Below are 25024 nucleotides of genomic sequence, written 5' to 3' on the forward strand. Positions count from 1 at the left end.
GATCAGCGCGCCAGCGTCGGGCCGGCTTCGAGCGTGCGCTCGTACTCTCGCTGCGCCTCGGCGTTCAGCTCGGTCTTGCGCGCGCCGCTGCGGGCGACCCAGGCGCCGAACCAGATCGTCAGCTCGCGGGCGAAGACGAAGGCCGCGATCGCGAGCGGGGCGAGCAGCTGCTCGCCGACGAGCTCGAGTCCGGTCGAAGGGCTGAGAGTCCAGAACCTGGCCTCGAAGACCTGGCCGAGGATGTGGCCGCCGTAGGCGATCGCGCCGACGATGATGCCGAACACGACCCACAGGCCCCAGCGTCCGCGGTTGATGATCGCGCCGAGGAACCAGAAGCCGAGGAAGAACACGACCACCGGGGTCCAGAAGCCCCAGGTGAGCAGCGGTGCGGCTGCGGCGGTACCGATGTTCTCGGCGGTCACGTCGCCGGCGAGGGCGCCGAGGCCGATCGTGGTGCCGAGGTACAGCAGCGCGAACACGAGGGTCGCGAGGAGTCCGATCGCTCCGGCGGTCCCCCGGTTGCCGCGATCACGGGGCGGCTCCGGAGCCTGGACGAAGATCGGCTGCGGGACCAGCGGTGCAGCAGCCGCGGCGACCAGAGGCTCGGATGGCAGGACGCGCGTCTCGTCGCCGGCGTACGACGGCGAGTACGCGGCATCCGCGATCGTCGGCTCCTCATCGCGGTACGAGAACGGGGTGGTCTCGTCGCGGTCGGCGACCGGCGTCGACACGACCGCGGTCTCGTCGGCGTCCGCGGTGAAGAGCGGGGGCGCTGCCGGAGCCGCAGGAGGCTGGAAGGTTCCGGGGTGGTCGCGCTCGGCGGCTTCGAAGGCCGCGAGGTCGGGGTCGACCGACTCGTCGGCTGCCGGCTGCGCAGGGCCACCGGGGATGTCGGCACCTGCCGCGGCGGCGGCGTCGAGACCGGCGTTCGCGCTGCCGACGACGTCGTCGACGTCTTTCGGCCGCTCGGACTGGGGAACGTCGGGGTCACTCATGTGGGTGCGCCTCTCATCGGAAGTGTGCAGTGCGAGGATACCGCCGGGGAACGGGGCGCTCAGGGAGGCGTGCCGACGTGTCGTCGGACCGCCGGATCACGGGTTCTCGGTGTCAGGGAAGGATGCTCCGCAGGGTGTCACCCGCGAGCTCCGCGAGCACCGGCATCATCGGGAGCGAGAGCCACAGCAGCGCCCCGACGATGCCGGCGCAGAAGATCCCTGCGATCCAGCTCATCGTGAGGTTGCGACCGTCGACCCGTGCCATGGGACAACGGTACGACGGCGCAGCCGCACAGCACGGGAGCAACGCCGAGGCGACTCGCGTCGCGGTCAGCGAGCTGCGCGCCCGCGGAGCCGCCAGAGCAGCCAGAGACCGGATGCCGGGATGAGCAGGAACCCGAGGAGGATCAGGACGTGCCATTCGCCGATGCCTGGAACCAGCGGGTTGGCGGCCTCGACCTCGGGGCCGATGCCGGAGGAGCTGCCGCCGGATGCACCCGATGAGAAGCCGGTGAACGCCGAGGCGGCGAGGAACGACAGCCCGGTGACGACGAAGGGCACCAGGATCGCGACGACCTTCTCCCAGGTCTTCCAGAGTGCGCTCAGCGACACGAGGACGACACCGATGAACCAGCCCAGCACCGGCACCAGGAATCCACCGAACCCCAGGGCGAGCGCCGCGGTGATCGCGAACCCCTTGGTCGCCGACACAGGCCCGCGAGGTGTCGTCGGCGCGACCACCGGCGGCGGCGCGAATGCCTGGCCGCCGGGCGTCTCCTCCTGAGCACCGCGCGCGATCTCCGCCGGGTCGCCCAGCCGGGCGATACGCTCTGCCGTCGCGGACGCGTCGAGTCCCTGGAGCTCCTCGTCGATCCCGGCGCGGATGTCGGTGGCGACGCCGTGCGGCAGTCCCCGCATGGCCTCGTCGAGCTGCGAGAGGTACTCCTCGCGCAGTTCCTGAGCGGCATTCTCGGTCATGTTCATCCCTCTCCGACGATGCCCGTGACCACACGGGCGAACGGACTCCACTGCGCGCGGAAGCGCTCGAGCTGCTCGGTGCCGGCATCCGTCAGCCGGTAGTACCTGCGAACGGGCCCGCTCTCCGACGGCTGGTCGAAGGTGCTGACCCAGCCGTTGTCGCGAAGGCGTCCGAGCAGCGGATAGAGCGTGCCGATGCTCGCGATGAGGCCGACGCCGGTGAGCTCCTCCGCGAGCTGCCAGCCGTACATCGGCTCGCGCGCCAGGAGGCCGAGCACGCAGTACTCGACGACCCCCTTGCGCATCTGCGCTCCGATGTCGGCTGTCATGCATCACAAGCTAGCATGCGACGCACGTTACTGCCCACCCCCGATCCGCGATGACCCTCGGTACACTGCCTGTATGGCTGACAGTTCCTTTGACATCGTCTCGAAAGTCGACCACCAGGAGGCCGAGAACGCCCTGAACCAGGCCCGCAAGGAGATCGAGCAGCGCTACGACTTCAAGGGCACCGGCGCCTCGATCGCGTGGAGCGGCGAGAGCGTGCTCATCATCGCCGGCTCCGAGGAGCGCGCGAAGGCGGTGCTCGACGTGTTCCAGTCGAAGCTCATCAAGCGCGGCATCTCGCTGAAGAGCCTCGAGTCGGGCGACCCCTTCGCGAGTGGCAAGGAGTTCCGCATCGTCTCGACGATCAAAGACGGCATCTCCTCCGAGAACGCGAAGAAGATCAACAAGATCATCCGCGACGAGGGCCCCAAGGGCGTGAAGAGCCAGATCCAGGGCGATGAGCTGCGCGTGCAGTCGAAGAGCCGTGACGACCTCCAGGCCGTGATCTCGCTCCTGAAGGGCTCCGACCTCGACGTCGACCTGCAGTTCATCAACTACCGCTGATACCTGCCCGCTGGGCATCCGACCCCCGCTCCCCTCTGGGTGAGCGGGGGTCGTTCATCTGTGCTCCACACGGCGGCCCTCCCCCGCGCTCAGCGGCTCGCGAATTGCATATCGGTATACCGGCGCGGATGTCGAAGACTTGTCCTCGGCCGTCCGTCAGAGGCGGCCGACGACGTGAACTTCGCGATGCGCGGCATCCCTGGATGTCGTGACCACCTCGAAGCATGGGGCCCGCCCGGTGGGGATCGGGCACTCGGTGTTCCCGTGGCTCGCGTCGAAGACTCGGTGGGCGTCATGCGGACTCACCGGTCATGGACGAGCAGGACGTGTGCACTCACGGCCTGCTCGTCTGTGAACACGGCTCGTCTACCGTGAGCACCGAAGACGAGCTCCCGCTGTCGCCGTGCGTGCGGCGAGACACGGAGCATGGGGATCAGGACGCACGACCGGGGGCAGAATCCATGAGCGACGCAGCAACGAACACCCAGAGCGAGACCAAGCGGCCGCTCGCAGACGAGGTGTTCCAGCACATCGGACGACAGATCATCGACGGGGTCCTCCCGCCGCATTACCGCATCCGGGATGTCGAGGTGGCCGAGGAGCTGCATGTCTCCCGCACGCCGGTGCGTGAAGCGCTGCAGCGGTTGGAGCGCCACGGGCTGGTGGTGATGTACCCGAGTCGGTACACCGAGGTCACCGATGTCACCCCGGAGATCGTCGAGCAGTCCTTGGAGTTCGCCGGCTATCAGATCGGCTTCGCCGCCAGGATGGGCGTGATCCGGATGACCCTCCCGCAGCGCGAGCGGGTGGCGGCGCTCATCGATCAGATGTCCTCTGCGCTCGGTGACGACATCCCGGTCACCGAGGCACGATGGCCGGTGTTCTCGTTCCTCGGCGAGCACAGCGGCAACACCGCGCTGGCCGCACTGCTCGACGACGCGACCGTCGCACTGTTCCGCAATCTGCGCGACTGGCGCGTCCCGGTCGCGGACCACGAGCACATGCGCGGGATCTACGCCGAGTTCAGGGCCGCGGTGCTGTCGGGCGACGGAGACGCCGCGGAGACCCTCGCCCGCGCGATGTTCTACGTGTGACGCACGGTCACCAGGTGGCGCGCCAGGCGGTCGCCCACTGCCCGAGCCGGCGATACGCATCCTCGCGCGCCGCGTGCCGCGACAGGAAGACGTCGTGGAGCGCGCCGTCGATCCGTTCGACCGTGACCGAGGATCCCAGGCGCAGCGACGCACGCGCGATGTCGTCGACGACCAGGACGGAATCGGTCCTCGTCAGATCCTCGGTCCACTTGTTCGGCGTCGACGAGCGGGCGGACAGCAGCACGAGCACGGGGGCGGTGATCGACAGCCCTGCGGCCACCGTCGCGTGCCCGGAGAGGATCGCGCTCAGCCACCCCGCGTAGACGGCCATGCTCTGCACCGGCCGCCAGTCGGTGTTCACCTCCACCGGGTCGTCCGGGTCTGCCGCCTCCTGCTGCGCGCGCGTGTAGAACCCGAGGTCCACCTGCGGCGCGACCTCCAGTGGCCTGATCCGTGCAGTGAGCTCGACCACCGGCGCGATCGCGGAGCGGACGGAGGCGAACTGGAACTCCAGCCACGGGCTGTTCAGGATCAGGGCATCCGCGGCATCCGGATGCCGCGAGGCCCACAGGCTCAGCGTCAGTCCACCGGTGGAATGCCCGAGCAGCACGAGCTTCCGGCCGGATGCGTCGCCCTCGGTCCCCCGCCCCATCGCCTCGAGCGCCGCGGCGATGTCCTCGTCGTAGCTCTTCAGGTCGCTGATGTACCCCGGGATCTGCCCCTCGCGCAGGCTGCGGCCGTAGCGACGCAGGTCGAGCGCGTGGAACCGCGCACCGCGCGCGGTCCAGAACCTGGCGAGGCGCTTCTGGAAGAAGTAGTCCGACCAGCCGTGCACGTACAGCACGTCGACGCCTTCGAGTGGACGTCGGATGCCGCGCACGCGCTCCCAGCAGCCCTGCTCGGTCGGCAGCGCCCGCACGAGCGTCGCGACGACCGGCCCGTGATCGTCATCGTCCAGGTCGAGCGTGAGCTGCTCGAACTCGTCTCCGAGGACGTCGGGAATCCAGTCAGCCATGTCGCCAGGCTAGCCGAGCGCTCTCACGCCTTCCGGGCGGCTCACGCAGGGCGACGGAGGTCACTCCCCCCGGGAGACGCGCACCATCTCGTCGCGCGGGACGACCTTCACGCGTGCGCGCTCGTCGGGAGCACCGAGCGAGATCTCGTGCTCGTCGAGACGGTGCCATCCGTCGAGGTCGGTCCACTTCACGCCGCGCTCCAGCAGGAGATCGACGATCGCCTCTTCCGAGGGGTCCTCGGGGTGCCACCACGAGCCCTGGTCGTTGATGATGTGACGGACCGTCTCCATGGCATCGGACTTGGTGTGTCCGATCAGGCCGACCGGGCCGCGCTTGATCCAGCCGGTCGCGTAGACGCCGGGGAGCTGCTGGTTGGAGTCCTTCGCCAGCACCTGGCCCTCGCGGTTCGGGATCACGCCGTGCTTCTTGTCGAACGGCACGTCGGGCAGCGGCGAACCGAAGTAGCCGATCGCGCGGTAGAGCGCCTGCAGCGGCACCTCGCGGAGCTCTCCGGTGCCCACAGCACCGCCCTGGCCGTCGGGCTTGGTCCGCTCGTAGACGAGCGCTGCGACACGGCCGCTCTCGTCCTTGCGCACCTCGACCGGGCGAGCCCAGAAGTGCAGGTGCAGACGACGGGATGCCGTCCCGCCGGCGTTGTTGACCGAGTCGCGCTTGCGCCACGACTGCAGCACGCGGTCGATGACCATGACCTGCTTGTTGCTGGCGACGGCATCCTTCGACGCCTCGTCGTAGTCGAAGTCCTCGTCGTAGACGACCATGTCGACGTCGCGCAGCTCACCGAGCTCGCGCAGTTCCAGCGGGGTGAACTTCACCTGCGCCGGTCCGCGGCGTCCGAAGACGTGGACATCGGTGATCTCGCTGGCCTTGAGGCCCTCGTAGACGTTCGCCGGGACCTCGGTGACGAGCAGATCCTCGGCATGCTTCGCGAGCATGCGCGCCACATCGAGCGCGACGTTGCCGTTGCCGAGCACGCCGACGGACGCCGCGTCCAGCGGCCATTCGCGGGGGACATCGGGGTGGCCGTCGAACCAGCTGACGTAGTCCGCAGCGCCGTAGGAGGCGACCGCATCGATGCCGGGAAGGTCGAGGGAGGTGTCGCGGACCGCGCCGGTCGCGAAGATCACCGCGTTGTAGTGCTTCTTGAGGTCTTCGAGCGTGATGTCCTCGCCGAAGCGGACGTTGCCGAACAGGCGGATGTCACCGCGGTCGAGCACATCGCGCAGCGCTCCGATGATCCCCTTGATCCGGGGGTGATCGGGGGCGACCCCGTATCGGACCAGACCGTAGGGCGCGGGGAGCTGCTCGAACAGGTCGATCGAGACATCGAACTTCCGCTCGGCCTTCAGCAGGATGTCGGCGGCGTAGATGCCGGCGGGCCCTGCTCCGACGATGGCAAGTCTGAGCTTGGTCATGGGGTCCTTTCTGGTGCCGCAGCGAGCCGCGCGGCCGACGAGGGCCGCGCCGTGCTCAGCTGGAGCGTTCGACGAGTGTCTCTGCGAATCGGGTCAGCGCCTCGCGCACCGTTCCGCGCGGCAGCGGGCCGAGTGCGTCGATCGCATCCTTGGTCCAGGTGTGCGCGAGCGCGAGGGTGTTCTGCGTTCCGACGTGGTCGCGCAGCTCGGTGAGCGGCCCGTCCAGGATGGCAGGGTCCGCGCCGTCCGCGATGCGCGCGACGCCGTCGTCGATCCGCGCGGCCAGATCGACGGACGCGTCGTCCGTCTCGGCCTTCAGGAGCAGATAGGGCATGGTCGGCACGCCGGCGCGCAGGTCGGTACCCGGCACCTTGCCGGTGTCCTCCGGCTTGGCAGAGAGGTCGATCACGTCGTCGAGCAGCTGGAACGCGACGCCGATCTTCTCGCCGTACACGCGCAGCGGCTCCTCGTACTCGCTGGGCGCGTTCGAGAAGATCACACCGCCCTGCGTGGCGGCAGCGATCAGCGACCCCGTCTTGTCGGCGAGCACCTGGATGTAGAACTCGATCGGATCGTCGTCCGGCTGCGCGCCGAGGGTCTCGTGCATCTGACCGAGGACGAGCCGCTCGAAGGTGTCGGCCTGCAGGCGGATGGCGCGCTCGCCGAGGCGAGACATCAGCTGGCTCGCGCGGGAGAACAGGATGTCGCCGGTGAGGATCGCGATGTTGTTGCCCCACACCGCATGCGCGGCAGGAACTCCGCGACGACGGTCGGCGCCGTCCATGACGTCATCGTGATACAGCGAGCCGAGGTGCGTGATCTCGAGCGCCTTGGCGACGTCGATCACCTGCTCGGTGTTGCCGTCGCCGAGCTGCGCTGCCAGCAGCGTCAGCACAGGACGGATGCGCTTGCCACCGGCCTCGTACAGGTAGCGGCTCGCAGCATCGGCCAGCGGGTCGGCGACGCGCACGTCCTCCGCGAGCCCCGTCTCGACGAGCTCGAGGCCGTCCTCGATGGCGCGGGCGACCCGGCGTGCGGCTGGACCGATGAAAACACGGTCGCTGAAGCCGAGACGGCTCGCCAGTCGCGAACCAGGGGCAACGCGGCTCGAAGTCACGTTCTCAGCCTAGCGCCGTCGCGCGTCCGTGCAGCGCCCACGGCACTACTCCGGCTTGCGGGCGCGGTGCAGGGCGACGATGCCGAAGGTGAGGTTGCGGTACGCGACGTCGGTCCACCCCGCCTCGCGGATCCAGGCCGACAGCTTCTTCTGGTCAGGCCAGTCGCGGATCGACTCGTTCAGGTAGTCGTACGCGTCGCCGTTCGTGCCCGCGATGCGGGCCACGCGCGGCAGCACCTGGTCGTTGTAGAAGCGGTAGGCGCCGCGGAACAGCGCGCCGGGAGGCGTGGAGAACTCGTTGATCACGAGTCGGCCGCCGGGCTTCGTCACGCGGAAGAGCTCGCGCAGCCCCTGCTTCGGGTCGCTGACGTTGCGCAGCGCGTACGACATCGTCACGGCGTCGAACTCGGCATCCTCGAACGGGAGGTCGGTCGCATCGGCCTCGACGAAGGAGAGATTGCGGATGCTGCCGTGGCGGCGCTGCCCCTCCGCGAGCATGCCGGGCGAGAAGTCGGCCGCCACGACCTGCGCGCCGCTGCGCGCGAGCGAGGCGGATGACGACGCGGTGCCGGCGCCGAGATCGAGGATGCGCTCGCCCGGCTTCGGCGCGACCGCGCGAGTGGTGGCAGCGCGCCACAGCGCGTCGTTGCCGAAGGTCATCGCCGTGTTGGTGCGGTCGTAGCCGGCCGCGACCTGGTCGAACATGCCGCTGACGCGGGCGGGGTCCTTGCCGAGATCGGCGCGATTGGGCTCGTTCGGGGTCACCTGACCCAGTGTAGGTGTCACCGCCTTGGAGCGAGCCGCAGGGCTTCGAGCCGGTCGAGCCACGCATCGGCCGTCGCGTCGTCGAATGGTGCGACCTGCCTGCGGACCCGGTCCTCGAGGTCGAGTGCGAGCGGCTCGAGCACCGCCTTCACCTCGGCCGGATACCCGTAGCGCATGCTGTGCTCCGCCCACTCGTCACGGTCGTCGACCCAGGTGCCGCGCTCCCCCACCACCCGCACGACGTCGAGGTCCATGTCGATGCCGGTCGCGAGCAGTGGATCATCGGACCAGCGCACATCCCATCCGAGGTCGATGTAGATCCGCATCCCCTTCGGATGATCGCGGTTCACGGTGAGCGCGTAGTCGGTCCGCCTGGGGACGAGCGTGACATTCGGCCCTGCCGCGATGAATGCGGCTCCGGGTCGTTCGCTGGGCCAGCCGACGGGCTGCCCGATCCAGTCGCCCCACTCGTCGGCGCCGAGATACACGCACTCGTGGCGCCAGTGCGGCGAGCCGTCCCATTTGCGCCACTGGAAGATCATCTCGGTGCCTGGTGCGGGCCGTGCGTCGCTCATCCGCTCAGCCTAGGAGCGTGCGGCGACGCGAGGCTGAACGCGTCGGTTTCTCGCGCACAGGAGCGAGTCCTAGGCTGGAGCGGTGAGCAGCGCGCTGGTCGTGGAGACCCGAGAGATCGATCCGATCGAGGATCTCCTGGCTGCGGCCGACCCAGCCCGCCCGCTGGCCTGGCTGCGTCGCGGAGACGGCATCGTCGCGGTCGGCGAGCCATTGCGCGAGCTGCGCGCCAGGGCCGGCGCCCCGATGCAGCGCAGCGCTGCACTCGCGACAGCCTGGCGCCGCCTCACGACAGATGCGCGGATCGACGACCCGCTCGGCCTTCCAGGGACCGGACTCATCGCCTTCGGCGCGCTCGCGTTCGACGAGCGCTCGGCCGCAGACAGCGTGCTCGTGATCCCGTCCGAGGTGCTCGGACGCCACGGCGATCGCTTCTGGCGCACCACCATCGGGTATGCGGATGCTGAGGCGCCCGCCGCTGCGACGGAGCACCCGTACGGGCCGCACTGGGCCGGCACGGTCGGCCCTGGCGCGCAGAGCCCGCAGGGGTATCAGGACTCGGTGCGCGAGGCCCTCGGCCGCATCGCGCAGGGCGAGCTGAGCAAGGTCGTGCTCGCGCGTGACCTGACCGGCAGCATCCCCGAAGGATCAGATCTGCGCCGACTCGTGCGAGCGCTCTCGACCGGGTATCCCGACACGTGGGCCTTCGCGGTCGACGGGCTGATCGGCGCGAGCCCGGAGACGCTGGTCACCGTCCAGAACCGCACCGTCACCGCACGCGTGCTCGCTGGCACGATCGGCCGCGGGGCCGACGCGGATGCCGACACCGCGGCATCGGCATCCCTCGCCTCGAGCACGAAGGATCTCGACGAGCACCAGTACGCCGTGCAGAGCGTGCTCGCATCGCTCCGCCCGCACACGCGGGTCCTCGCGGCGAGCGAGCAGCCCTTCCTGCTGAAGCTGCCGAACCTGTTCCACCTCGCGACCGACGTCGAGGGCGAGCTCGCTGAGGGCGAATCGGCCCTCGACCTCGTCGGCGCGCTGCATCCGACCGCCGCCGTCGCCGGCACGCCGACCACGATCGCGATCGGCGTGATCCGCGAGCTCGAACCCTTCGACCGCGGGCGCTACGCCGGTCCGGTCGGCTGGGTCGACGCCGCGGGCAACGGCGAGTGGGCCATCGCGCTGCGCTGCGCGCAGTTCGAGGACGGCGACGGCGACATCCGCGTCACCGCCTACGCGGGCGCTGGCATCGTCGCGGGCTCCGACCCGGAGTCGGAGCTGCTCGAGACCAGGGTGAAGTTCCGCCCGCTGGTCGACGCCCTCGCCTGAGGCGCACACTCAGCTCGCGTCGAGACGCTGCTTCTCGGCCTCGACGTCGAAGTCGGCCACCGGCCACTGCGGGTCGATGTCCTCGAGCGCGGCGAGCAGCAGCTCCTGCACGGCCAGCCGTGCGTACCACTTGCTGTTCGCCGGGATCACGTACCAGGGCGCGGCCTCGGTCGAGGTGCGGTCGAACACGGTCTGGTACGCCTGCATGTACTGGTCCCACAGCAGCCGCTCGTCGACGTCTCCCGGGTTGTACTTCCAGTGCTTGTCGGGACGTTCGAGCCGCTCGCGCAGGCGCTCCTTCTGCTCCTCCGGGGAGATGTGCAGCATGACCTTGATGATGCGAACGCCGGATGCCGCGACGCCGGCCTCGAATCGGTTGATGGCGTCGTAGCGGCGCTCGATCTCGGCGGCATCGGCGAGCTCGCGGACCTTGCCGATCAGCACGTCCTCAAAGTGCGAGCGGTCGAAGACGCCGATGAACCCCGGCTCCGGCAGCCGCTTCTCGATGCGCCACAGGAAGTCATGCTCCCGTTCCTCGGCAGTCGGCGCCTTGAACGCCGCGAGCGCGACGCCCTGCGGGTCGACGCCGCCGACGACATGACGGACGATGCCGCCCTTCCCGGCGGAGTCCATCGCCTGCAGCACGAGCAGCACGGCGTTCTTCGCGACCCCCACCCGGCTCTCGGCGAACAGGCGCTCCTGCAGTCCGCTCAGCGTCACGAGACCGGTCTCGAGATCCTTCGTACCGTGCGTCTTGCCGCGGTCGTAGCCCGGCCTGCTGCCGGGGTCGACGTCGGCGAGACGGAACCCTTCGTCGACGCGGAGGATGTCTGCCCAGCTGTGTGCGTTCATGTGCTCATCCTGCCGAGTCCCGGCGTGCAGTGCACGCCCCCGGTTCAGCGGGGCAGCGGCACCTCGATCAGCTGACGCCCGCCGAACGGCGTCGTCAGCACCTGATCGAGCGCCGTGCGGGTCGTCACGCGGCGGTACTCCCACCCGTAGGCGATCGCGAGCTGCTCCAGGCGCACGGTGTGCGGCGTGTAGAACGCTCGGTCGAGATCGGCCTTCGCGGCGGATCCTGCGACCTCGAGCCCGTCGAAGATCGTGCCGCCGCCGTCGTTGCCGACGATGACCTGCAGGCGAGGCTCGGTCTCGTCGGGCGGCAGCAGCAGGGCGCCGACATCGTGCAGGAAGGCGAGATCGCCGAGCAGCACGCGGGTGATGCCCGGAGTGCCGTTCGCCTGACTCGCGAGCGCGATGCCGGTCGCGGTCGCGATCGTGCCGTCGATGCCGGCGAGCCCGCGGTTGGCGTGCACCGGCACCTTCTTGCCGCCGAGCACGCCGTCGGCCACGCGCACGAGGCGCGAGGAGCCGAACATCAGGCGGTCGTGCGGCCAGGTGGCGCGCCACACCGAGTCGACCAGCAGTGCGCGGTCGAGCGGGCGCCGTACAGCGTCGAGCTCGGCCTTCACCGCATCCCGCCGTGCCGCGAAGTGCGTCGATGCGAGGCCGCCCTGATCCGGGGCGTCCTCGCTGAGGTCGACGGCCGACGCGGCGGATGCTTCGAGCCACGCGCCGAGCCAGTCCCGATCGGCTGAGCCGTCGGCGACGGCGACGGCTGCCACGGCGCTGGTGCAGTGGTTGAGGTTCAGTTCCTCGCCGCCGTGCCGGACTGCGACGACCTCGACGGCCGCGTTCGACAGCAGCGCCGTGACCTCGCGGCTGAGCGTCGGATGCCCGAGCACCACGGCACGTTCGACGCGTCCGCCCAGATCATCGCGACGCAGCAGCTCGCGGTAGCCGTGCACGATCTGGCGTCCGAACCGGGCGCCGCTGACGATCTCCGCGATCAGCGGCCACGAGCCGACATATGCGATCTCCTCGGCGATCGGCCCGGCATCCGCACCGGCGATCACGACGGTACGCGGTCCGCGCTCGAGGACGAACGCCTCGTGCTCGTCGATCCGGGGGGCGGGGCCGGGAACCAGCGGAACCTCGGCTGCGGTGCCGGACAGCGGCTCGCGGGATGGCAGGTTGAGGTGCACCGGCCCGGCGACACCCGGCAGCGCTCGGTCGGCGTCAGCTCCGAGCGAGACGGCCACAGCCTGCGCCGCGAGACCGGACCAGGCGTCAGAGGCAGCCGCATCCGGGACCGGAGCGTCGAGCTCCGCGCGCACCCAGGCGGCGAACATGCCCGGCTGCACGGTGGCCTGATTGGCGCCGACACCGCGCAGCTCGGGCGGGCGGTCTGCCGTGAGCAGCAGCAGCGGGATGCCGGAGTGGAAGGCCTCCATCGTGGCAGGCAGCAGATTCGCGACGGCCGTGCCCGAGGTGCAGAGAACTGCGGTCGGCACGCCCGTCTCGCGGGAGAGGCCGAGTGCCGTGAAGCCCGCGACACGCTCGTCGATGCGCACGTGCACCCGCAGTCCACCGGTATTCGCGGCCTGCACGGCGGCGAGCGCGATGGCCTGCGACCTCGACCCCGGCGAGAGCACGAGGTCGCGCACGCCGTGTGCGACGAGTTCCGCGATCAGGGATGCCGCGGCATCCGATGCGGCAGAGGCTGTCACGCCCGAGGTTCCGCGGCCGGGGGCTCGTCGGTCTCGTCGTCGAGACGGGCGAGCTCCTCCTCCATGCGACGGATGCGGGCATCCTGCTCGGTCTTGCTGATGCTGCGGAGGAATGCCGGGTCATCGTCCGGGGCGACAAGCCGGATCGTGTCCTTGTCGTTCGCGCGGCGACGGCCGAGGACGAACCACAGGATGCCGCCGATGACGGGGATGAGGACCACGATCGCGAGCCAGACGGGCTTGGGCACACCGCGGTGCCGCGTCGCCGGCTGCACTGCGCAGTCCACGATGCTGAACACCCAGAACACGGCGGCCAGGAAACCGCCGACGATCAGTAGTCTTGCCACCCTTCCAGTGTATGCACGTTCATGGAAGGCGGCGCCCAGAATGGGCGGCCATACCCGCCGTTGTTAGACTTCGCGGGTCATGTCGCCCTCGCCACCCCTCCCCGCCCCGCGCAAGCGGGTCGAGCAGGTGCTGGTCGCCAGGATCGTGACTGCGCTCGGCCTCGCGCTGCTGCTCGTCGTCGGCGCCTGGTCGACCTCGCACGGCGGCGCCGAGTCCGCCGCGACGATCTGCCTCGGGTCGGGTGCATCCACGTCCGCCGCAGCGGATGCGGGGCACCACGAGGAGATCACCGCGATCGACGTGCTGTCCTCGGATGCCGCGGTCTGCGCGGTCGCGGCCCTGTGCTGCATCGCTCTCGTCCTGCTGCTGCGCCGACTGCGCACGGCGGGCGGCACCGTGCTGCTCGGCCGAACCCCGCGGCTGCGTCCGCTCACCCGTGCAGGACCGCCGCGTCGCATCCCCGCGCTGACCCTCGCCCAGCTCTCCGTCTCCCGCACCTGAACCGACAGCGCGTCGATCGAGCCGCCATGCGCGGCATCCACCCCTGTCGTTGCACCATTCTCTGGAGACCCCCATGAAGACCTCTGTCAAGGCGACCCTGATCGCCATCGCCGTCGCCGTCGTCCTGCTCATCGTCGGCATCGTGTTCGCGATCAGCCAGCGCGCCGCCGCACCGGAGCCCCCTGCCGAGGGCGAACAGCTGCAGACCACCCGCACCGACTCGCACGTGCTCGATCAGGGTGGAGCGGACGCCGTGACCGTCGTCGAGTTCCTCGACTTCGAGTGCGAGGCGTGCGGCGCGTTCTACCCGATCGTGGAGGAGCTCCGCGAGACCTACGCGGGCGACATCACGTACGTCGTGCGCTACTTCCCGCTGCCTGGCCACATCAACTCGACGCAGGCGGCACTCGCCGCCGAGGCCGCAGCGCGGCAGGACCGGTTCGAGGACATGTACCACCGGCTGTTCGAGACCCAGGCGCAGTGGGGCGAGGGTGCCGAGGAGACGCCCGAGGTGTTCCGGACGTTCGCGCAGGAGCTCGGGCTCGACATGGCCGCCTACGACGACGCGATCGCCGACCCTGCCACGCTGCAGCGCGTGCAGTCGGACAAGACCGACGGCGAGCGGCTCGGCGTGAGCAGCACCCCGTCGTTCTTCATCGACGGGAAGGCCGTCGTGCTGCAGGAATGGGATGACCTCGAGCAGGCGGTCGAGCAGGCCGTGAACGGCTGAGGACTGCGGCCCCGATCACCAGGGCCGGATGGTCTTGCTCGCGGCCAGCAGATAGCGGCTGACCGGGTTCCTGATCGTCGCGTCGAGTTCGCGCGCCGTGACGGCCTCCGCGACACGATCGGTGATGATGCCGTCGACGCCGCGTCCGAGGTAGTCGGTCAGCAGTCCGCCGTCGTCGATCGTCCAGACGAAGAGTCGCTGCTGCCGGTCGTGCACGCTCACCAGCATCTCGTCGGAGTACGACCAGTCCTCGATCGCGACGGCGGCGGCGCCCGTGCTCGGGGCGTCGCCGATCTGGAACCCGGTGACCAGGACGACGGTGCGCGCCGGGTCGGCCGCGATGACGTCGTCGACGACCCCGACGTCCAGCGACTGGATCATGTGCCGATGGCCGGGGTCGAGCTCGTTCATCGTGCGCACCACCCGCTCGGCGAACCCGGGAGCCTCGTGCCCGTGCGGTTTGACCTCCACGAGCACCCGGATGCCGAGCTCGTCGGCTGTCGTCAGGTACTCCTCCAGGGTCGGGATGGGACTCTCGAACCCGCCCTGGCGGACGATGATGCCGGCTGCCTCCTCCTGATCGAGGTCGTACACGGATCGCGGGTCACCGGCGAGCCGCCGGAGGTCGGTGTCGTGGATCACGACGAAGCGGCCGTCCGCCGTCTCCTGGATGTCCATCTCGACGACATCGGCGCCCGCCTCGGCTGCAGCACGGAGCGCGGGAATCGTGTTCTCCGCTCCCCCGGCCGTATACCCGCGATGGGCGATGATGAGCGGCGACGGCGATTCCTGCGAGGCGATCGTGGCGAACAGCACCTGCGGAGCGCCGAGCACGACGAAGAGCGCGAGCACTGCGACGGACACGACGAGGGAGACCCGGTCGCGCACCGGGCGCCAGGTGATCGTCGGCTCCTCGCGCTCGCGCTGCCGCCGGCGGGACAGCGCGACGAAGAAGAACGCGAGGAAGGCGGCGGCGAGACCCGTCACGAAGAAGCGCACCAGATCCAGGAACGCGAGGATGCTGCCGGCGACCTGGTCACCGGCACCTGATGTCGATGCGACCGCGACGGGGATCGTCCCGATCAGCGCCGCGACGGCGAAGATGACGGCCGCGCCCGCGCCGATGGCGAGGAACAGCACGGCGACCGGCAGCTGGGTGCGGCGGGTGAGCGCGAAGCTCGTGCGCATCGCACCGAGCACGCTGTCCTCGTCGCCGGTGAGCGCGGCTGCCGTGCCCGCGAGTCGCAGCGCCAGATACAGCAGACCGAGCACGACGAGCGCGTACGCCCACGCCCCCGCAGGCGTCTTCGTGAGCTCTCCGCTGATGAACGCCGGGATGGCGATGTGCGAGCTCACGGTCGAACCGACGCCGAGATGCGACAGCGGCAGCACCAGCAGCGCATACCCGGCGAGCAGGAGGACCTGCCAGCTCGCGCAGCGCCGCAGCAGCGTCCAGACGCCGCGGAGGATCGCGACCGCGCCTGGAGCCTCCCCCGCGAGGCAGAGGCGCGCGACGATGGAGAAGATGCTCACCTGGATGAGCGCGAAGGCCGTCGCGACGAACGCGATCAGCAGCAGTGCGATGACTGCGAGCGGGCTGCCGAGCAGACCGGGGAGACCGGCCAGGCTGATCCCATCGACGCCAGCGACTCGGAGCGCGCCCTGGAACAGCGCCAGCAGCAGCGGGAGCACGACCCAGACGTACAGCCCCTGCGTCGCGATCGAGACGATGAGGACGAGCAGCAGACGTCGGCGGAGGATCTGCCACGCCACCGCGGCAGCCGACGCCGCGAGCGACCATGCCGAAGCACCGGTGCGTGGGCCGGTCCTCGTGCGCATGCTCAGAGACTATCCGCGCCGGGCTCGCCGATACGCTGAGGGCACGACCGTGGAGGGGCCTGATGACACTGGATCTGACTGCTGTACTGCCTGTGACGCACAATGCGCGCGAACTCTCGGGGTTCCCGACGGATGGCGGGGGCGTGCTGGCGTCCGGCGTCCTCTTCCGCTCGGATGCGCTCGGTGCCCTCAGCGACACCGGACTGCAGGGGCTGGCCGATCTCCGGATCGGCACGGTCATCGATCTGCGCACCGACGGCGAGCGCTCGCGGTCGGCTGATCGGCTCCCCGACGACGGGAGCATCACGCTCGTGCCGCTGCCGGTGCAGGGCGGCGCGATGGACGAGATGGTGCGGCGGCTGCTGCCGGCGGCCGACGGCACCCCGCTCACGGAGGCCCAGCTCGCCGAGGTGCTGGACCAGGTGCCGACGCTCGAGGACCTGTATGTCGCGATCCTCGGCGGGAGCGCCCCGCAGTTCGCGACCGTCGCTCGCGCCGTCATCGCGGCATCCCGTACCGAGCGTCCCGGCGTGCTGTTCCACTGCACCGCAGGGAAGGACCGCACAGGGCTCGCGGCCGCGCTGCTCCTGCAGGTCGCCGGGGTGCCGCGCGACCTGATCGTCGAGGACTACACCCAGACCGGGAAGAACCTCGCTCGCGGATTCGCGGAGGCGCTGACCGGACTCATCACCTCGATCGGCGTGCCGCTCACTCCGCGGCTGAAGGCCCTCGCGACCGAGTCGCCGGCATCCGCCATCGAAGCCGCCATCGACTGGATCGCCGCCGAGCCCGGCGATGCCGCGGCGTACCTGCGCAGTGGCGGACTCACGGATGACGAGGTCGCAGCGCTGCGACGGGTGCTCCGCGGAGAGCAGCCGAGCTAGTCGACTTCGAGCCGAAGGATGCGGTCGTCGCCGTCGGACGGATCGCCGCGTCCGTCGGTGTTGTTCGTGAGGATCCAGAGCGAGCCGTCCGGAGCGACGACCGCATCGCGCAGGCGCCCGAACTCCTCGGTGAACCACTCGGTCGCCGCCGCGAGGTCGTCGAGCGGTACGATCCGCAGCCGCTCTCCCCGCAGGTTCGCGATCGCGATGTCGTCGCCGACGACGGCGATGCCGCTCGGGCTCGCCGCCGACGGCTGCCACTGCTGGACCGGATCGATGAAGTCCTCGTCGTCGGCGATGCCCTCGACGATCGGCCAGCCGTAGTTCCCGCCCGGCTCGATCACGTTCAGCTCGTCCCAGGTGTCCTGCCCGAACTCGCTCGCGTACATCGTGCCGCCGGCATCCCAGGCGATGCCCTGCGGATTGCGGTGGCCGAGGCTGTACACCGCCGAGCCGTCGAACGGGTTGTCGTCCGGCACCTCGCCCTCGGGCGTGAGCCGCAGGATCTTGCCCGACAGCGCATCGACGTCCTGCGCGCTGTCGCGATCACCCGCATCGCCGGCGGTGACGTAGAGCATCCCGTCAGGGCCGAAGGCGATCCGTCCGCCGTTGTGATTCCCGGCCGATGGGATGCCGTCGATCACCGTCGTGGGCGAGCCGAGGCCGAGCGCTCCCGGCGTGCCGGTGAGCTCGCGCCGCTCGACGCGATTCCCGTCGTCGGCCGTGACATACGTGTACAGCTGTCGGTCGTGCACGGCCAGGCCGAGGAGTCCGCCCTCCCCGCTCGCGACGACGCCGTCGATCACTCCGACCTCGCGCGTCGAGCCGTCGGCGGCGAGCTCGACGACCCGACCGCTGTCGCGCTCGCTCACGAGCGGGGTGCCCTCATGGAAGACGATCGACCAGGGCGCATCGAGCCCCTCGGCGATCACCGCCGTGGCCGGCGCCGGCGCGGCGGGCGCCGCGGAGTCAGGGACCGTCGGGGTGCACGCGGCGAGCGCGAGCGCGGCCGCAACAGCCCCGGTGATGCACATGGGTGCGCGTCGCGGCATCCGATACTCCTCCCGTTCCCTCCATCCCACACTGCTCCGGCTCAGGAGGGAAGGGCGCGGCGAATCTCTCCCGCTGCGATATCCCGGTCGCTACGCTGAGCGCATGAGCGAGCCCCGACACCGCACGCCCGCAGTGCTCTCCGTCATCCGACGCATCCCGGCGACGTTGACCATGATCGCGCTGATCCTCGTGGTCGGCGTCGTCTGGCGCGGGCTGTGGGCTCCGTTCGAGGACGCCGAGCTGTTCCGCTCGGTCGCCTACGGCCTGCCGAACCTCGCAGACGGCAAGTGGTGGACGCCGATCACCGGCACCTTCTTCGTGAACCAGCCCTGGGTGTACCTGTTCACGATCGCCGGTTTCTGGGGCATGGCGTACCTGGAGTTCCGTCGCGGCACGCGCGTCGCCCTCGCGTACTACTGGGTGGGACAGCTGTTCGCGATCTTCGCCACCGCGCTGCTGCTCTTCGCGCTCTCGCAGTTCCCCTGGGCGTGGGCGACGGCGCAGGCGCAGGCGCTCGACGTCGGGGCGTCCGGCGGCACGATGGCCTGCATCGCGGCGGCGGTCGGCCTGTTCCGACCGCCGTGGCGGGTGCGCGGCTGGCTGATCCTGCTCGGCTTCGTGTTCATCGCGATGCTGTTCTGGGGCAAGCTCGCGGACCTCGAGCATCTGCTCGCCGTGCTGCTGATCCTGGTCGTCGACCGGTCGCTGCGCGTGCGGCACACGACCGTCCGCGAACAGCGGCTCATCGCGGTGGTGGCGATCCTGGTGCTCGGCGCGGTCGAGATCATCACGACCCTCGTCGCGACCGACGGTCCGTTCGGGCCGACGGAGCCGGCATCCGGCGGGTTCATCGACCTGGCGATCGACCTCGTCGTGATCCTCGTGCTCGTGAACGGTCTGCGCCGCGGACGCCGCTTCGCCTGGGTGCTCGCGATCCTGCTCGGCCTGTTCAACCTGGCGGGCGCAGCGCTGGTGCTCGCGCTCATCATCCTGACCAGCCAGGCGGAGCTCGATGTGCGCTGGGACGGCGAGACCGAGCTCGTGATGGCGAACGGCTTCCTCTGGCTGATCATGCTGGTGTATCTGATCTGGGTGCGGCGCGCGTTCCGTGCCAAGCGCAAGTCGACCATCGGCAGCCAGCCGGCTCCGACCGTCGACGACGTGAAGACCGAGCTGCGCGCGCACGGCGGCGGCACGCTGTCGTGGATGACGACCTGGGACGGCAACAGCTACGCGCGGGTGGCCGGCGGCATCGTCGCATACCAGCGTCGCAACGGCGTCGCCCTCGCACTCGCGGATCCGATCGGACCGGCCGAGTCGCGGGCGGAGGCGGTCACCGGGTTCATCAGCGCCGCCGAGCATGCCGGGCTCGTCCCCTGCTTCTTCAGCGCGGATGCCGCGACCCTCGCCGCCGTGCCGTCGACGTGGCGGAGCATCGTGGTGGCGGACGACACGATCGTCGACCTGCCGGGGCTCGAGTTCACCGGCAAGCGGTGGAACTCCGTGCGCACCTCGCTGAACAAGGCCGGCCGCGAGGCGATGACGTTCCGGATGACGCACCTGAAGTCCGAGTCGTGGGGCGTGCAGCAGCAGCTGCGGGCGATCTCGGAGGCCTGGGTCGGCGACAAGGATCTGCCGGAGATGCGCTTCACGCTCGGCACGCTGGAGGAGGCAGAGGACCCAGAGGTACGGCTCGCACTCGCGCTCGCTCCGAACGGCGACGTCGACGGATTCCTCTCGTGGCTGCCGGTCTACGGCGACGGCGGCACGGTGCGAGGCTGGACGCTCGACCTGATGCGTCGCCGCGAGGGCGGCTTCGGGCCGGTCATGGAGTATCTGATCGGCATGTCGGCGCGGGAGTTCTCCGACGAGGGCGCCGAGATCATGTCACTCTCCGGGGCTCCGCTCGCGCACGACTATCCGCCGGATGCCGGGATGATCGCCGCATTGAGTGACCGCCTCGCCGAGGCGCTCGAGCCCGTCTACGGCTTCGGCTCGCTGCACCGCTTCAAGCAGAAGTTCCACCCGCGGTACGAGACCATGTACCTGCTGTTCCGCGACGAGAGCGACCTGACCCGCATCGGCGGTGCGCTGACGAGGGCGTTCCTGCCCGATGCGACGATCCGGCAGTTCGCCGGGGCGGGATTGGAGCTCGTGCGCGGGGGCGGCAAGGACTAGGCGATCAGTGAGCGCCGCCGCCTGAAACGCCGAGGCCGTCGAGGATCAGGTCCAGCATCCGCGCCGGGTCCGCGTCGGTGTTGTCGAACGCTCGCCAGAGCGAACCCGTGAGCATCAGGAAGTCTGCGGGGTTCGCGTCGAGACGGATCGAGCCATCCGCCTTTCCCGCCTCGAGAATCCGTGCGATCGCCGCGACCACGGGGCCGTATGACTCGGCCGCGGCGGCCTGGTGGGTGGCCTGGCTGATGGCGTCGCCGAGTCCGTGCTTTCTGCGCATCGCGGCGACGAGCCTGGTCGTCCATCGCCGGAGCGCTTCGATCGGCGGATACTCGGCCAACAGTTCCGGAACCTCTTCGAGCAGTCGATCCAACTCGTCTTGGTAGACCGCCAGGATGAGCGCCTCACGGTTGGGGAAGTGGCGATAGAGCGTCCCCGGCCCCACCCCGGCGCGCTGAGCGATCTGATTGAGCGACGCGAGACCGGATTCCTCGAAGGCGAGCCGGGCGACGGCGAGAAGTCGATCGCGGTTCTCGCGCGCATCAGAACGGACCATGAACAGACTCCTTGCTAAACGGAGACATCTCCGTTAAATTAATCGGAGACTTCTCCGTCTAAGCATAACAACCACAAGGAGCATGACATGACACGAGTACTCGTCACCGGCGGATCCGGCTTCATCGGTGGATGGTGCGTACTGGCCGCGCTCGAAGCGGGTCACGATGTTCGCACCACCGTCCGCGACCTGGGGAAGGGCGACGCGTTGCGCGCCCAGCTTCATGCGGCCGCCGAGTTCGACGATGCGCGACTGACGGTCGTCCAGGCGGATCTGCAGAGCGACGCCGGTTGGGCGGAAGCACACGACGGCGTCGATGCCGTTCTGCACGTCGCGTCGCCGACACTCCGAAACGGCCCGATGGAGGTCGACGAGATGGTGTCGGCAGCATGCGGCGGCGTGCTGCGAGTCCTCCGTGCCGCACGCGATGCGGGCGTGCGACGAGTCGTGCTGACGAGCGCGTCCGGGGCGATCGTCTACGGCCATCCGCGCAGCCGGACCGAGCCGTTCACGGAGGCCGACTGGACGAACCTCGAGTCCGACATCCCGGCCTACCAGCGCTCGAAGACGCTGGCCGAGCAGGCGGCGTGGAACTTCATCGCCACCGAGGGTAACGGACTCGAACTCGTCGCGATCCAGCCGACCGGAGTGCTCGGACCGCTGCTCGGAAACGATGACCCGCCGTCGCTTCGCACCATTCGCGGCATGCTGAGCGGCGCACTGCCCGTCTGCCCGCCGTTCGGCACAGGATGGGTCGATGTGCGGGACGTGGCCGACCTCCACCTGCGGGCCATGACCGACCCTCTCGCCGTGGGCGAGCGATTCCTGGCGACGTCGGGACGAAGCCTGCGAATGGTCGAAGTCGCGCGTATTCTGCGCGAGCGCCTCGGTGCCCGCGCAGCAAAGGCTCCGACACGGGAGTTGCCGCTCTTCCTGGCGCGAATCCTCGCACGGACGAACCCTGCCATGGGAGCACTCCGCGGCCAGCTCGGTTACGACTTCAACGCCAGCGGCGCGAAGGCGGAGCGCGTGCTCGGATGGCGTCCTCGATCGATTCCCGACTCGATCCAAGACACCGCGGAGAGCATCCTCGCCCACGAGCCCAGCTAGACGCGCTCTCGTCGTCCTCAGATGTCGCGAGGTCGCTGCCGGAGCTGCTTGACGTCGGTGCGGCGCTGCTTCGCCTTCAGCCGGCGCTCCTTCGAGCCGCGGCTCGGCTTCGTCGGACGACGTGAAGGTCCGGGCGGACGCAGGGCCTCGGCGACCAGTGCGGCGAGGCGGGCGCGGGCAGCCTCCCGGTTGCGCAGCTGCGCGCGATGCTCGGATGCCGCGATCGTCAGGACTCCGTCGACGAGGCGACCGCGCAGACCCTCGAGGACCCGCTCCCGCTGCACCGGCGAGAGCGCCGTGGATCCGGCCGCATCCCAGAGGAGCTCGACGCGGGAGTCGGCGGTGTTCACGCCCTGCCCGCCCGGGCCGGACGATCGCGAGAACCGCCACGACAGCTCGGACTCCGGGATCGTGACCCCCGCGGAGACCCGCAGACCGGGGCGATGAGGAGCGGCCATGCATCCATCATCCTCTTCGCGCGCGCACGAACCACGCACGAACGTCGCAGAAGATCCTGGAATCTCTGCGACGTTCGTGTCGCTCTGCGACGTTGCGCTCGGCGCACGCGCCGCGGCGCGGCATCCGTCTTCAGCCGACGGCCGCGACCTGCTCGACCGGCGCCGGAGTATCGATCGGCGACCTCTTCGCCGTGTTCGCGATGTGGGCACGACCGACCACGATCGCGGCGACGACCATCAGCGCGGCGCCGAGCCAGTACGGGGCCGAGTGGCTGATGGTGGCGTAGAGGGCGCCGGCGATCAGGGGTGCGACGGTGCCCATGGCGGCGTTGAGCGACTGGGTCGCGCCGCCGAGCCAGCCCTGCTCGTCGTCGCCGACCGCGTTCGACATGGCGCCGTCCATGGCCGCCTGCGAGGCGCCCTGGCCTGCTGCGAGCATGAGCGCTCCGACGATGAACAGCCACGGCTGGGCGAAGATCGAGGCCACGACGGCGAGCCCGATGAGGCCGACCATCTGGGCCACGATGCCGCTCACGATCACGCCGCGCTCGCCGATGCGAGGCAGCAGGATGCCGAGCAGCACGCCCTGGATGAGGATGTCGATGATGCCGACGGCGGCGGTCATCAGACCGATCTGCGTCGGCCCCCACTGGATCGAGTCGAGCGCGAGCACGCTGAAGTTGTTCACGAAGAAGCCGAAGGGCAGGGCGAGCAGACCGAAGCCGATCATGAGGCCGCGGAGCTCCTTGCGGCCGAACGCGTTCTTGAAGACCGCGAACGGCTGCACGTCGCGCGCGGAGATCGAGGTGATGCGGTTCTCGGGCTTCAGGCTCTCGGGGAGCAGGAAGATGCTGAGGATCGCGATCGTGAGCCCGACCGCGGCGGTGAGGAACACCGGGAGCTGCAGGCTCACGGATGCCAGGAGGCCGCCGATGGCCGGGCCGATCATCATGCCGATCCCGGAGAGCGCACCGAGGAGGCCGAACCGCTGCGCGCGCTTCTCGGGCGGCGTGATGTCGGCGAGGTAGGCGAAGAGCGCCGGCAGGTCGCCGGCGGTGAGTCCCTGGATCACGCGGGCGAGCACGAGCACCCAGAGCGCGCCGCCGATGCCGAACAGCGCCATCGAGAACGCGGCGCCGAAAGCTGCGGCGATGATGACGGGCCTGCGACCGAAGCGATCGGACAGGCGGCCGAGGAACGGGGCGATGAGGAAGGCGCAGAGGCCGTTGACCGCTTCGAGGACACCGACCCAGACGGCCAGGTCCTTCTCCTCCGACACGTACTGGAGGACGACGAACGGGAGAACGGGGAGAACGACCGTCATGCCGATGACGGTGAGCATCGTCAAGACGATGAGCATGATCCACGCGCGATTCGCGTTCCGGATCGAGGAAGTGAGTGAAGTCATACCGAAAGTGTATCTGTACCAGTTTTGGTGTCAAGCCAGTTTTGTATCGAGTTCGCGATAAGCTGGGAGCATGACGACCACCGAGCCGAACTCTCCAGAGCCGATGGGACGCCGCGAGCGCAAGAAGGCGGCGACCCGGAAGGCGATCTCCGACGTCGCGACGCTGATGTTCCTCGAGCGCGGCTTCGACAACGTCAGCATCCGGGAAGTGGCGGATGCTGCCGACGTCTCCCCCACGACCGTGTTCGCGCACTTCCCGCAGAAGGAGGCGCTCGTGTTCGACGAGGACGACGAGCAGCGCGACCGGCTCGTGTCCGCCGTGCGCGATCGTCCGGCCGGCACCGAGATCCACCGAGCGATCCATGACTTCTACGCGACCGAGATCACCGCCAACGTCGACGAGCACGGCAACGATGTGACCCGCATCTTCATGCAGTTCCTCAACGAGACACCCGCCTTGCGCGAGTACGCGGCACGGATGTGGCTGCGGCACGAGGATGCGCTGGCGGAGGCGATCGCCGACGAGCTCGGACTCGATGCGCCGACTGCCGAGATCCGCGTCTACTCGCGGTTCATCCTGCAGATGCAGCTGCTCGTGAACGACACCGACGACCAGCTCGGCACCCTCGAAGCCGGGTTCGCCGTGCTCGAGGGCGGATGGGCGCCGATCGAGCAGCGCCTCACCGCGAGGGGCGACACGGTCGACCCGGATGCGAGGATGGCTCAGTGATCGAGTACCGCCCCGCCCGCCTGACCGACGCCGAAGGCATGACGGATGTGCAGAACGCCATCTATCACGCGGGTCTCCGAGAGAGCCCGGTCGACGAAGCGCTCGTTCACGAGCGCTATCTCGATGCGGAGCACACGATCGCGTGCACCGTCGCCGATCAGGATGGACGGGTCCTCGGGTTCCAATCGCTCAAGCGCGCCTGGCCGGGCAACCCGTATGACGTGCAACCAGGGTGGGGCATCATCGGCACGCACATCCTCCCCAGTGCCGGCCGGAACGGAATCGGGCGTCACCTCTTCTCCATCTCACGATCGGCAGCGAAGGCAGCCGGGCTGCGACACGTCGACGCGACCATCGGCGCCGACAACGGACCGGCTCTGGCCTACTACTCCGCCATGGGCTTCGTCCCGTACCGCCAGGGCGGCGCCGCGATCCCGCACCGACTCGACCTCTGAGGCATCGTCCCCC

The 25024-nt window shown here is 69.6% G+C and carries 27 protein-coding genes; 10 read left to right on the forward strand and 17 right to left on the reverse strand.

The features are described from left to right. Nucleotides 1-2: 2 nt before the first annotated feature. The 4 genes from V7Z82_RS09140 to V7Z82_RS09155 all read right to left on the reverse strand — a co-directional run bounded on the left by V7Z82_RS09140 (nucleotide 3) and on the right by V7Z82_RS09155 (nucleotide 2302). Nucleotides 3-995 carry an ABC transporter gene (locus V7Z82_RS09140; protein ID WP_334150423.1) on the reverse strand — a complete coding sequence of 331 codons (993 nt, stop codon included), beginning with the start codon at nucleotides 993-995 and terminating at the stop codon, nucleotides 3-5. A gap of 112 nt (nucleotides 996-1107) precedes the next feature. Next, nucleotides 1108-1260, reverse strand: a complete 153-nt coding sequence (locus V7Z82_RS09145) for a hypothetical protein (protein ID WP_334150425.1) — start codon at nucleotides 1258-1260, stop codon at nucleotides 1108-1110. A gap of 65 nt (nucleotides 1261-1325) precedes the next feature. Further along, the gene (locus V7Z82_RS09150; RefSeq protein ID WP_334150428.1) at nucleotides 1326-1973 is read right to left on the reverse strand and encodes an HAAS signaling domain-containing protein; all 648 of its coding nucleotides are present in this window, start codon (nucleotides 1971-1973) and stop codon (nucleotides 1326-1328) included. Between the two features lie 2 nt (nucleotides 1974-1975). Next, on the reverse strand, nucleotides 1976-2302 hold the full coding sequence (locus tag V7Z82_RS09155; protein WP_334150430.1) for a PadR family transcriptional regulator: 327 nt from the start codon (nucleotides 2300-2302) through the stop codon (nucleotides 1976-1978). 73 nt (nucleotides 2303-2375) lie between these two features. On the opposite strand from V7Z82_RS09155, the gene V7Z82_RS09160 reads away from it, so the two are divergent. Further along, nucleotides 2376-2864, forward strand: coding sequence for a YajQ family cyclic di-GMP-binding protein (locus V7Z82_RS09160; RefSeq protein WP_045278762.1), 489 nt, complete (start codon nucleotides 2376-2378; stop codon nucleotides 2862-2864). A gap of 461 nt (nucleotides 2865-3325) precedes the next feature. Next, nucleotides 3326-3958, forward strand: a complete 633-nt coding sequence (locus tag V7Z82_RS09165) for a GntR family transcriptional regulator (RefSeq protein WP_334150433.1) — start codon at nucleotides 3326-3328, stop codon at nucleotides 3956-3958. A 7-nt stretch (nucleotides 3959-3965) separates the two neighbouring features. Here the strand turns inward: V7Z82_RS09165 and V7Z82_RS09170 are convergent, their stop codons facing one another. The 5 genes from V7Z82_RS09170 to V7Z82_RS09190 are packed head-to-tail and all read right to left on the reverse strand — an operon-like array spanning nucleotide 3966 to nucleotide 8864. Beyond that, nucleotides 3966-4973 (reverse strand): alpha/beta hydrolase, encoded by a 1008-nt coding sequence (locus V7Z82_RS09170; protein ID WP_334150435.1) that lies wholly within the window; start codon nucleotides 4971-4973, stop codon nucleotides 3966-3968. A 60-nt stretch (nucleotides 4974-5033) separates the two neighbouring features. Next, nucleotides 5034-6407 carry an FAD-dependent oxidoreductase gene (locus V7Z82_RS09175; protein ID WP_334150437.1) on the reverse strand — a complete coding sequence of 458 codons (1374 nt, stop codon included), beginning with the start codon at nucleotides 6405-6407 and terminating at the stop codon, nucleotides 5034-5036. Nucleotides 6408-6462: 55 nt separating this feature from the next. After that, entirely contained in the window at nucleotides 6463-7524 is a 1062-nt protein-coding gene (locus V7Z82_RS09180; protein WP_334150439.1) for a polyprenyl synthetase family protein, read from the reverse strand. 45 nt (nucleotides 7525-7569) lie between these two features. Then, complete coding sequence (locus V7Z82_RS09185; protein ID WP_334150442.1) at nucleotides 7570-8289, reverse strand: class I SAM-dependent methyltransferase; 720 nt, start codon at nucleotides 8287-8289, stop codon at nucleotides 7570-7572. Nucleotides 8290-8306: 17 nt separating this feature from the next. Further along, the gene (locus tag V7Z82_RS09190; protein WP_334150444.1) at nucleotides 8307-8864 is read right to left on the reverse strand and encodes a hypothetical protein; all 558 of its coding nucleotides are present in this window, start codon (nucleotides 8862-8864) and stop codon (nucleotides 8307-8309) included. A gap of 82 nt (nucleotides 8865-8946) precedes the next feature. Between V7Z82_RS09190 and V7Z82_RS09195 the strand changes: the two genes are divergently transcribed. After that, nucleotides 8947-10194, forward strand: coding sequence for an isochorismate synthase (locus V7Z82_RS09195; protein ID WP_334150447.1), 1248 nt, complete (start codon nucleotides 8947-8949; stop codon nucleotides 10192-10194). Between the two features lie 9 nt (nucleotides 10195-10203). Here V7Z82_RS09195 and V7Z82_RS09200 read toward each other — a convergent pair whose 3' ends face one another. The 3 genes from V7Z82_RS09200 to V7Z82_RS09210 are packed head-to-tail and all read right to left on the reverse strand — an operon-like array spanning nucleotide 10204 to nucleotide 13111. Further along, nucleotides 10204-11046: a PPK2 family polyphosphate kinase gene (locus V7Z82_RS09200; RefSeq protein ID WP_334150449.1), complete on the reverse strand. Its 843-nt coding sequence runs from the start codon at nucleotides 11044-11046 to the stop codon at nucleotides 10204-10206. Between the two features lie 44 nt (nucleotides 11047-11090). Next, entirely contained in the window at nucleotides 11091-12764 is a 1674-nt protein-coding gene (gene menD / locus V7Z82_RS09205) for a 2-succinyl-5-enolpyruvyl-6-hydroxy-3-cyclohexene-1-carboxylic-acid synthase (protein WP_334150451.1), read from the reverse strand. Next, nucleotides 12761-13111, reverse strand: coding sequence for a PLD nuclease N-terminal domain-containing protein (locus V7Z82_RS09210; protein ID WP_045278772.1), 351 nt, complete (start codon nucleotides 13109-13111; stop codon nucleotides 12761-12763). Before V7Z82_RS09210 ends, menD begins: the two co-directional genes overlap by 4 nt. Nucleotides 13112-13190: 79 nt before the next feature. Here V7Z82_RS09210 and V7Z82_RS09215 point away from each other — a divergent pair, with 79 nt between their 5' ends. Continuing rightward, a complete protein-coding gene (locus tag V7Z82_RS09215; protein ID WP_334150455.1) occupies nucleotides 13191-13613 on the forward strand; it encodes a hypothetical protein in 423 nt (140 codons plus the stop codon). Nucleotides 13614-13686: 73 nt separating this feature from the next. Continuing rightward, nucleotides 13687-14343 (forward strand): DsbA family protein, encoded by a 657-nt coding sequence (locus V7Z82_RS09220; RefSeq protein ID WP_334150458.1) that lies wholly within the window; start codon nucleotides 13687-13689, stop codon nucleotides 14341-14343. A 15-nt stretch (nucleotides 14344-14358) separates the two neighbouring features. Here the strand turns inward: V7Z82_RS09220 and V7Z82_RS09225 are convergent, their stop codons facing one another. After that, nucleotides 14359-16182, reverse strand: a complete 1824-nt coding sequence (locus V7Z82_RS09225) for a glycerophosphoryl diester phosphodiesterase membrane domain-containing protein (RefSeq protein WP_334150461.1) — start codon at nucleotides 16180-16182, stop codon at nucleotides 14359-14361. A 62-nt stretch (nucleotides 16183-16244) separates the two neighbouring features. Between V7Z82_RS09225 and V7Z82_RS09230 the strand changes: the two genes are divergently transcribed. Continuing rightward, the gene (locus V7Z82_RS09230; RefSeq protein WP_334150463.1) at nucleotides 16245-17066 is read left to right on the forward strand and encodes a tyrosine-protein phosphatase; all 822 of its coding nucleotides are present in this window, start codon (nucleotides 16245-16247) and stop codon (nucleotides 17064-17066) included. Here V7Z82_RS09230 and V7Z82_RS09235 read toward each other — a convergent pair. Next, entirely contained in the window at nucleotides 17063-18118 is a 1056-nt protein-coding gene (locus tag V7Z82_RS09235) for a PQQ-dependent sugar dehydrogenase (protein ID WP_334150466.1), read from the reverse strand. The genes V7Z82_RS09230 and V7Z82_RS09235 overlap by 4 nt on opposite strands. 103 nt (nucleotides 18119-18221) lie before the next feature. On the opposite strand from V7Z82_RS09235, the gene V7Z82_RS09240 reads away from it, so the two are divergent. Then, entirely contained in the window at nucleotides 18222-20297 is a 2076-nt protein-coding gene (locus V7Z82_RS09240; protein ID WP_334150468.1) for a bifunctional lysylphosphatidylglycerol flippase/synthetase MprF, read from the forward strand. 4 nt (nucleotides 20298-20301) lie between these two features. Here the strand turns inward: V7Z82_RS09240 and V7Z82_RS09245 are convergent, their stop codons facing one another. Then, nucleotides 20302-20850, reverse strand: a complete 549-nt coding sequence (locus V7Z82_RS09245) for a TetR/AcrR family transcriptional regulator (protein WP_334150470.1) — start codon at nucleotides 20848-20850, stop codon at nucleotides 20302-20304. An 87-nt stretch (nucleotides 20851-20937) separates the two neighbouring features. Here V7Z82_RS09245 and V7Z82_RS09250 point away from each other — a divergent pair, with 87 nt between their 5' ends. Next, entirely contained in the window at nucleotides 20938-21960 is a 1023-nt protein-coding gene (locus V7Z82_RS09250) for an SDR family oxidoreductase (protein ID WP_334150473.1), read from the forward strand. A gap of 17 nt (nucleotides 21961-21977) precedes the next feature. Here the strand turns inward: V7Z82_RS09250 and arfB are convergent, their stop codons facing one another. Both arfB and V7Z82_RS09260 read right to left on the reverse strand, forming a co-directional pair. Next, a complete protein-coding gene (gene arfB / locus V7Z82_RS09255) occupies nucleotides 21978-22418 on the reverse strand; it encodes an alternative ribosome rescue aminoacyl-tRNA hydrolase ArfB (RefSeq protein WP_334150475.1) in 441 nt (146 codons plus the stop codon). A 130-nt stretch (nucleotides 22419-22548) separates the two neighbouring features. Beyond that, nucleotides 22549-23826: an MFS transporter gene (locus tag V7Z82_RS09260; RefSeq protein ID WP_334150477.1), complete on the reverse strand. Its 1278-nt coding sequence runs from the start codon at nucleotides 23824-23826 to the stop codon at nucleotides 22549-22551. Nucleotides 23827-23896: 70 nt separating this feature from the next. Here V7Z82_RS09260 and V7Z82_RS09265 point away from each other — a divergent pair, with 70 nt between their 5' ends. Both V7Z82_RS09265 and V7Z82_RS09270 read left to right on the forward strand, forming a co-directional pair. Beyond that, nucleotides 23897-24556 carry a TetR/AcrR family transcriptional regulator gene (locus tag V7Z82_RS09265; RefSeq protein WP_334150479.1) on the forward strand — a complete coding sequence of 220 codons (660 nt, stop codon included), beginning with the start codon at nucleotides 23897-23899 and terminating at the stop codon, nucleotides 24554-24556. Further along, nucleotides 24553-25011, forward strand: coding sequence for a GNAT family N-acetyltransferase (locus V7Z82_RS09270; protein WP_334150482.1), 459 nt, complete (start codon nucleotides 24553-24555; stop codon nucleotides 25009-25011). Before V7Z82_RS09265 ends, V7Z82_RS09270 begins: the two co-directional genes overlap by 4 nt. The last annotated feature ends 13 nt before the right edge of the window (nucleotides 25012-25024 follow it).

Origin of the sequence: Microbacterium sp. (genome assembly GCF_036823965.1) — a bacterium.
GTDB lineage: Bacteria > Actinomycetota > Actinomycetes > Actinomycetales > Microbacteriaceae > Microbacterium.

Excerpts from the sequence above, each read along its gene's own strand:
- V7Z82_RS09140 (WP_334150423.1), bottom strand. The coding sequence starts at position 995 with ATGAGTGACCCCGACGTTCCCCAGTCCGAGCGGCCGAAAGACGTCGAC.
- V7Z82_RS09145 (WP_334150425.1), bottom strand. The coding sequence starts at position 1,260 with ATGGCACGGGTCGACGGTCGCAACCTCACGATGAGCTGGATCGCAGGG.
- V7Z82_RS09150 (WP_334150428.1), bottom strand. The coding sequence starts at position 1,973 with ATGACCGAGAATGCCGCTCAGGAACTGCGCGAGGAGTACCTCTCGCAG.
- V7Z82_RS09155 (WP_334150430.1), bottom strand. The coding sequence starts at position 2,302 with ATGACAGCCGACATCGGAGCGCAGATGCGCAAGGGGGTCGTCGAGTAC.
- V7Z82_RS09160 (WP_045278762.1), top strand. The coding sequence starts at position 2,376 with ATGGCTGACAGTTCCTTTGACATCGTCTCGAAAGTCGACCACCAGGAG.
- V7Z82_RS09165 (WP_334150433.1), top strand. The coding sequence starts at position 3,326 with ATGAGCGACGCAGCAACGAACACCCAGAGCGAGACCAAGCGGCCGCTC.
- V7Z82_RS09170 (WP_334150435.1), bottom strand. The coding sequence starts at position 4,973 with ATGGCTGACTGGATTCCCGACGTCCTCGGAGACGAGTTCGAGCAGCTC.
- V7Z82_RS09175 (WP_334150437.1), bottom strand. The coding sequence starts at position 6,407 with ATGACCAAGCTCAGACTTGCCATCGTCGGAGCAGGGCCCGCCGGCATC.
- V7Z82_RS09190 (WP_334150444.1), bottom strand. The coding sequence starts at position 8,864 with ATGAGCGACGCACGGCCCGCACCAGGCACCGAGATGATCTTCCAGTGG.
- V7Z82_RS09200 (WP_334150449.1), bottom strand. The coding sequence starts at position 11,046 with ATGAACGCACACAGCTGGGCAGACATCCTCCGCGTCGACGAAGGGTTC.
- V7Z82_RS09215 (WP_334150455.1), top strand. The coding sequence starts at position 13,191 with ATGTCGCCCTCGCCACCCCTCCCCGCCCCGCGCAAGCGGGTCGAGCAG.
- V7Z82_RS09220 (WP_334150458.1), top strand. The coding sequence starts at position 13,687 with ATGAAGACCTCTGTCAAGGCGACCCTGATCGCCATCGCCGTCGCCGTC.
- V7Z82_RS09225 (WP_334150461.1), bottom strand. The coding sequence starts at position 16,182 with ATGCGCACGAGGACCGGCCCACGCACCGGTGCTTCGGCATGGTCGCTC.
- V7Z82_RS09230 (WP_334150463.1), top strand. The coding sequence starts at position 16,245 with ATGACACTGGATCTGACTGCTGTACTGCCTGTGACGCACAATGCGCGC.
- V7Z82_RS09235 (WP_334150466.1), bottom strand. The coding sequence starts at position 18,118 with ATGCCGCGACGCGCACCCATGTGCATCACCGGGGCTGTTGCGGCCGCG.
- V7Z82_RS09240 (WP_334150468.1), top strand. The coding sequence starts at position 18,222 with ATGAGCGAGCCCCGACACCGCACGCCCGCAGTGCTCTCCGTCATCCGA.
- V7Z82_RS09245 (WP_334150470.1), bottom strand. The coding sequence starts at position 20,850 with ATGGTCCGTTCTGATGCGCGCGAGAACCGCGATCGACTTCTCGCCGTC.
- V7Z82_RS09250 (WP_334150473.1), top strand. The coding sequence starts at position 20,938 with ATGACACGAGTACTCGTCACCGGCGGATCCGGCTTCATCGGTGGATGG.
- arfB (WP_334150475.1), bottom strand. The coding sequence starts at position 22,418 with ATGGCCGCTCCTCATCGCCCCGGTCTGCGGGTCTCCGCGGGGGTCACG.
- V7Z82_RS09260 (WP_334150477.1), bottom strand. The coding sequence starts at position 23,826 with ATGACTTCACTCACTTCCTCGATCCGGAACGCGAATCGCGCGTGGATC.
- V7Z82_RS09265 (WP_334150479.1), top strand. The coding sequence starts at position 23,897 with ATGACGACCACCGAGCCGAACTCTCCAGAGCCGATGGGACGCCGCGAG.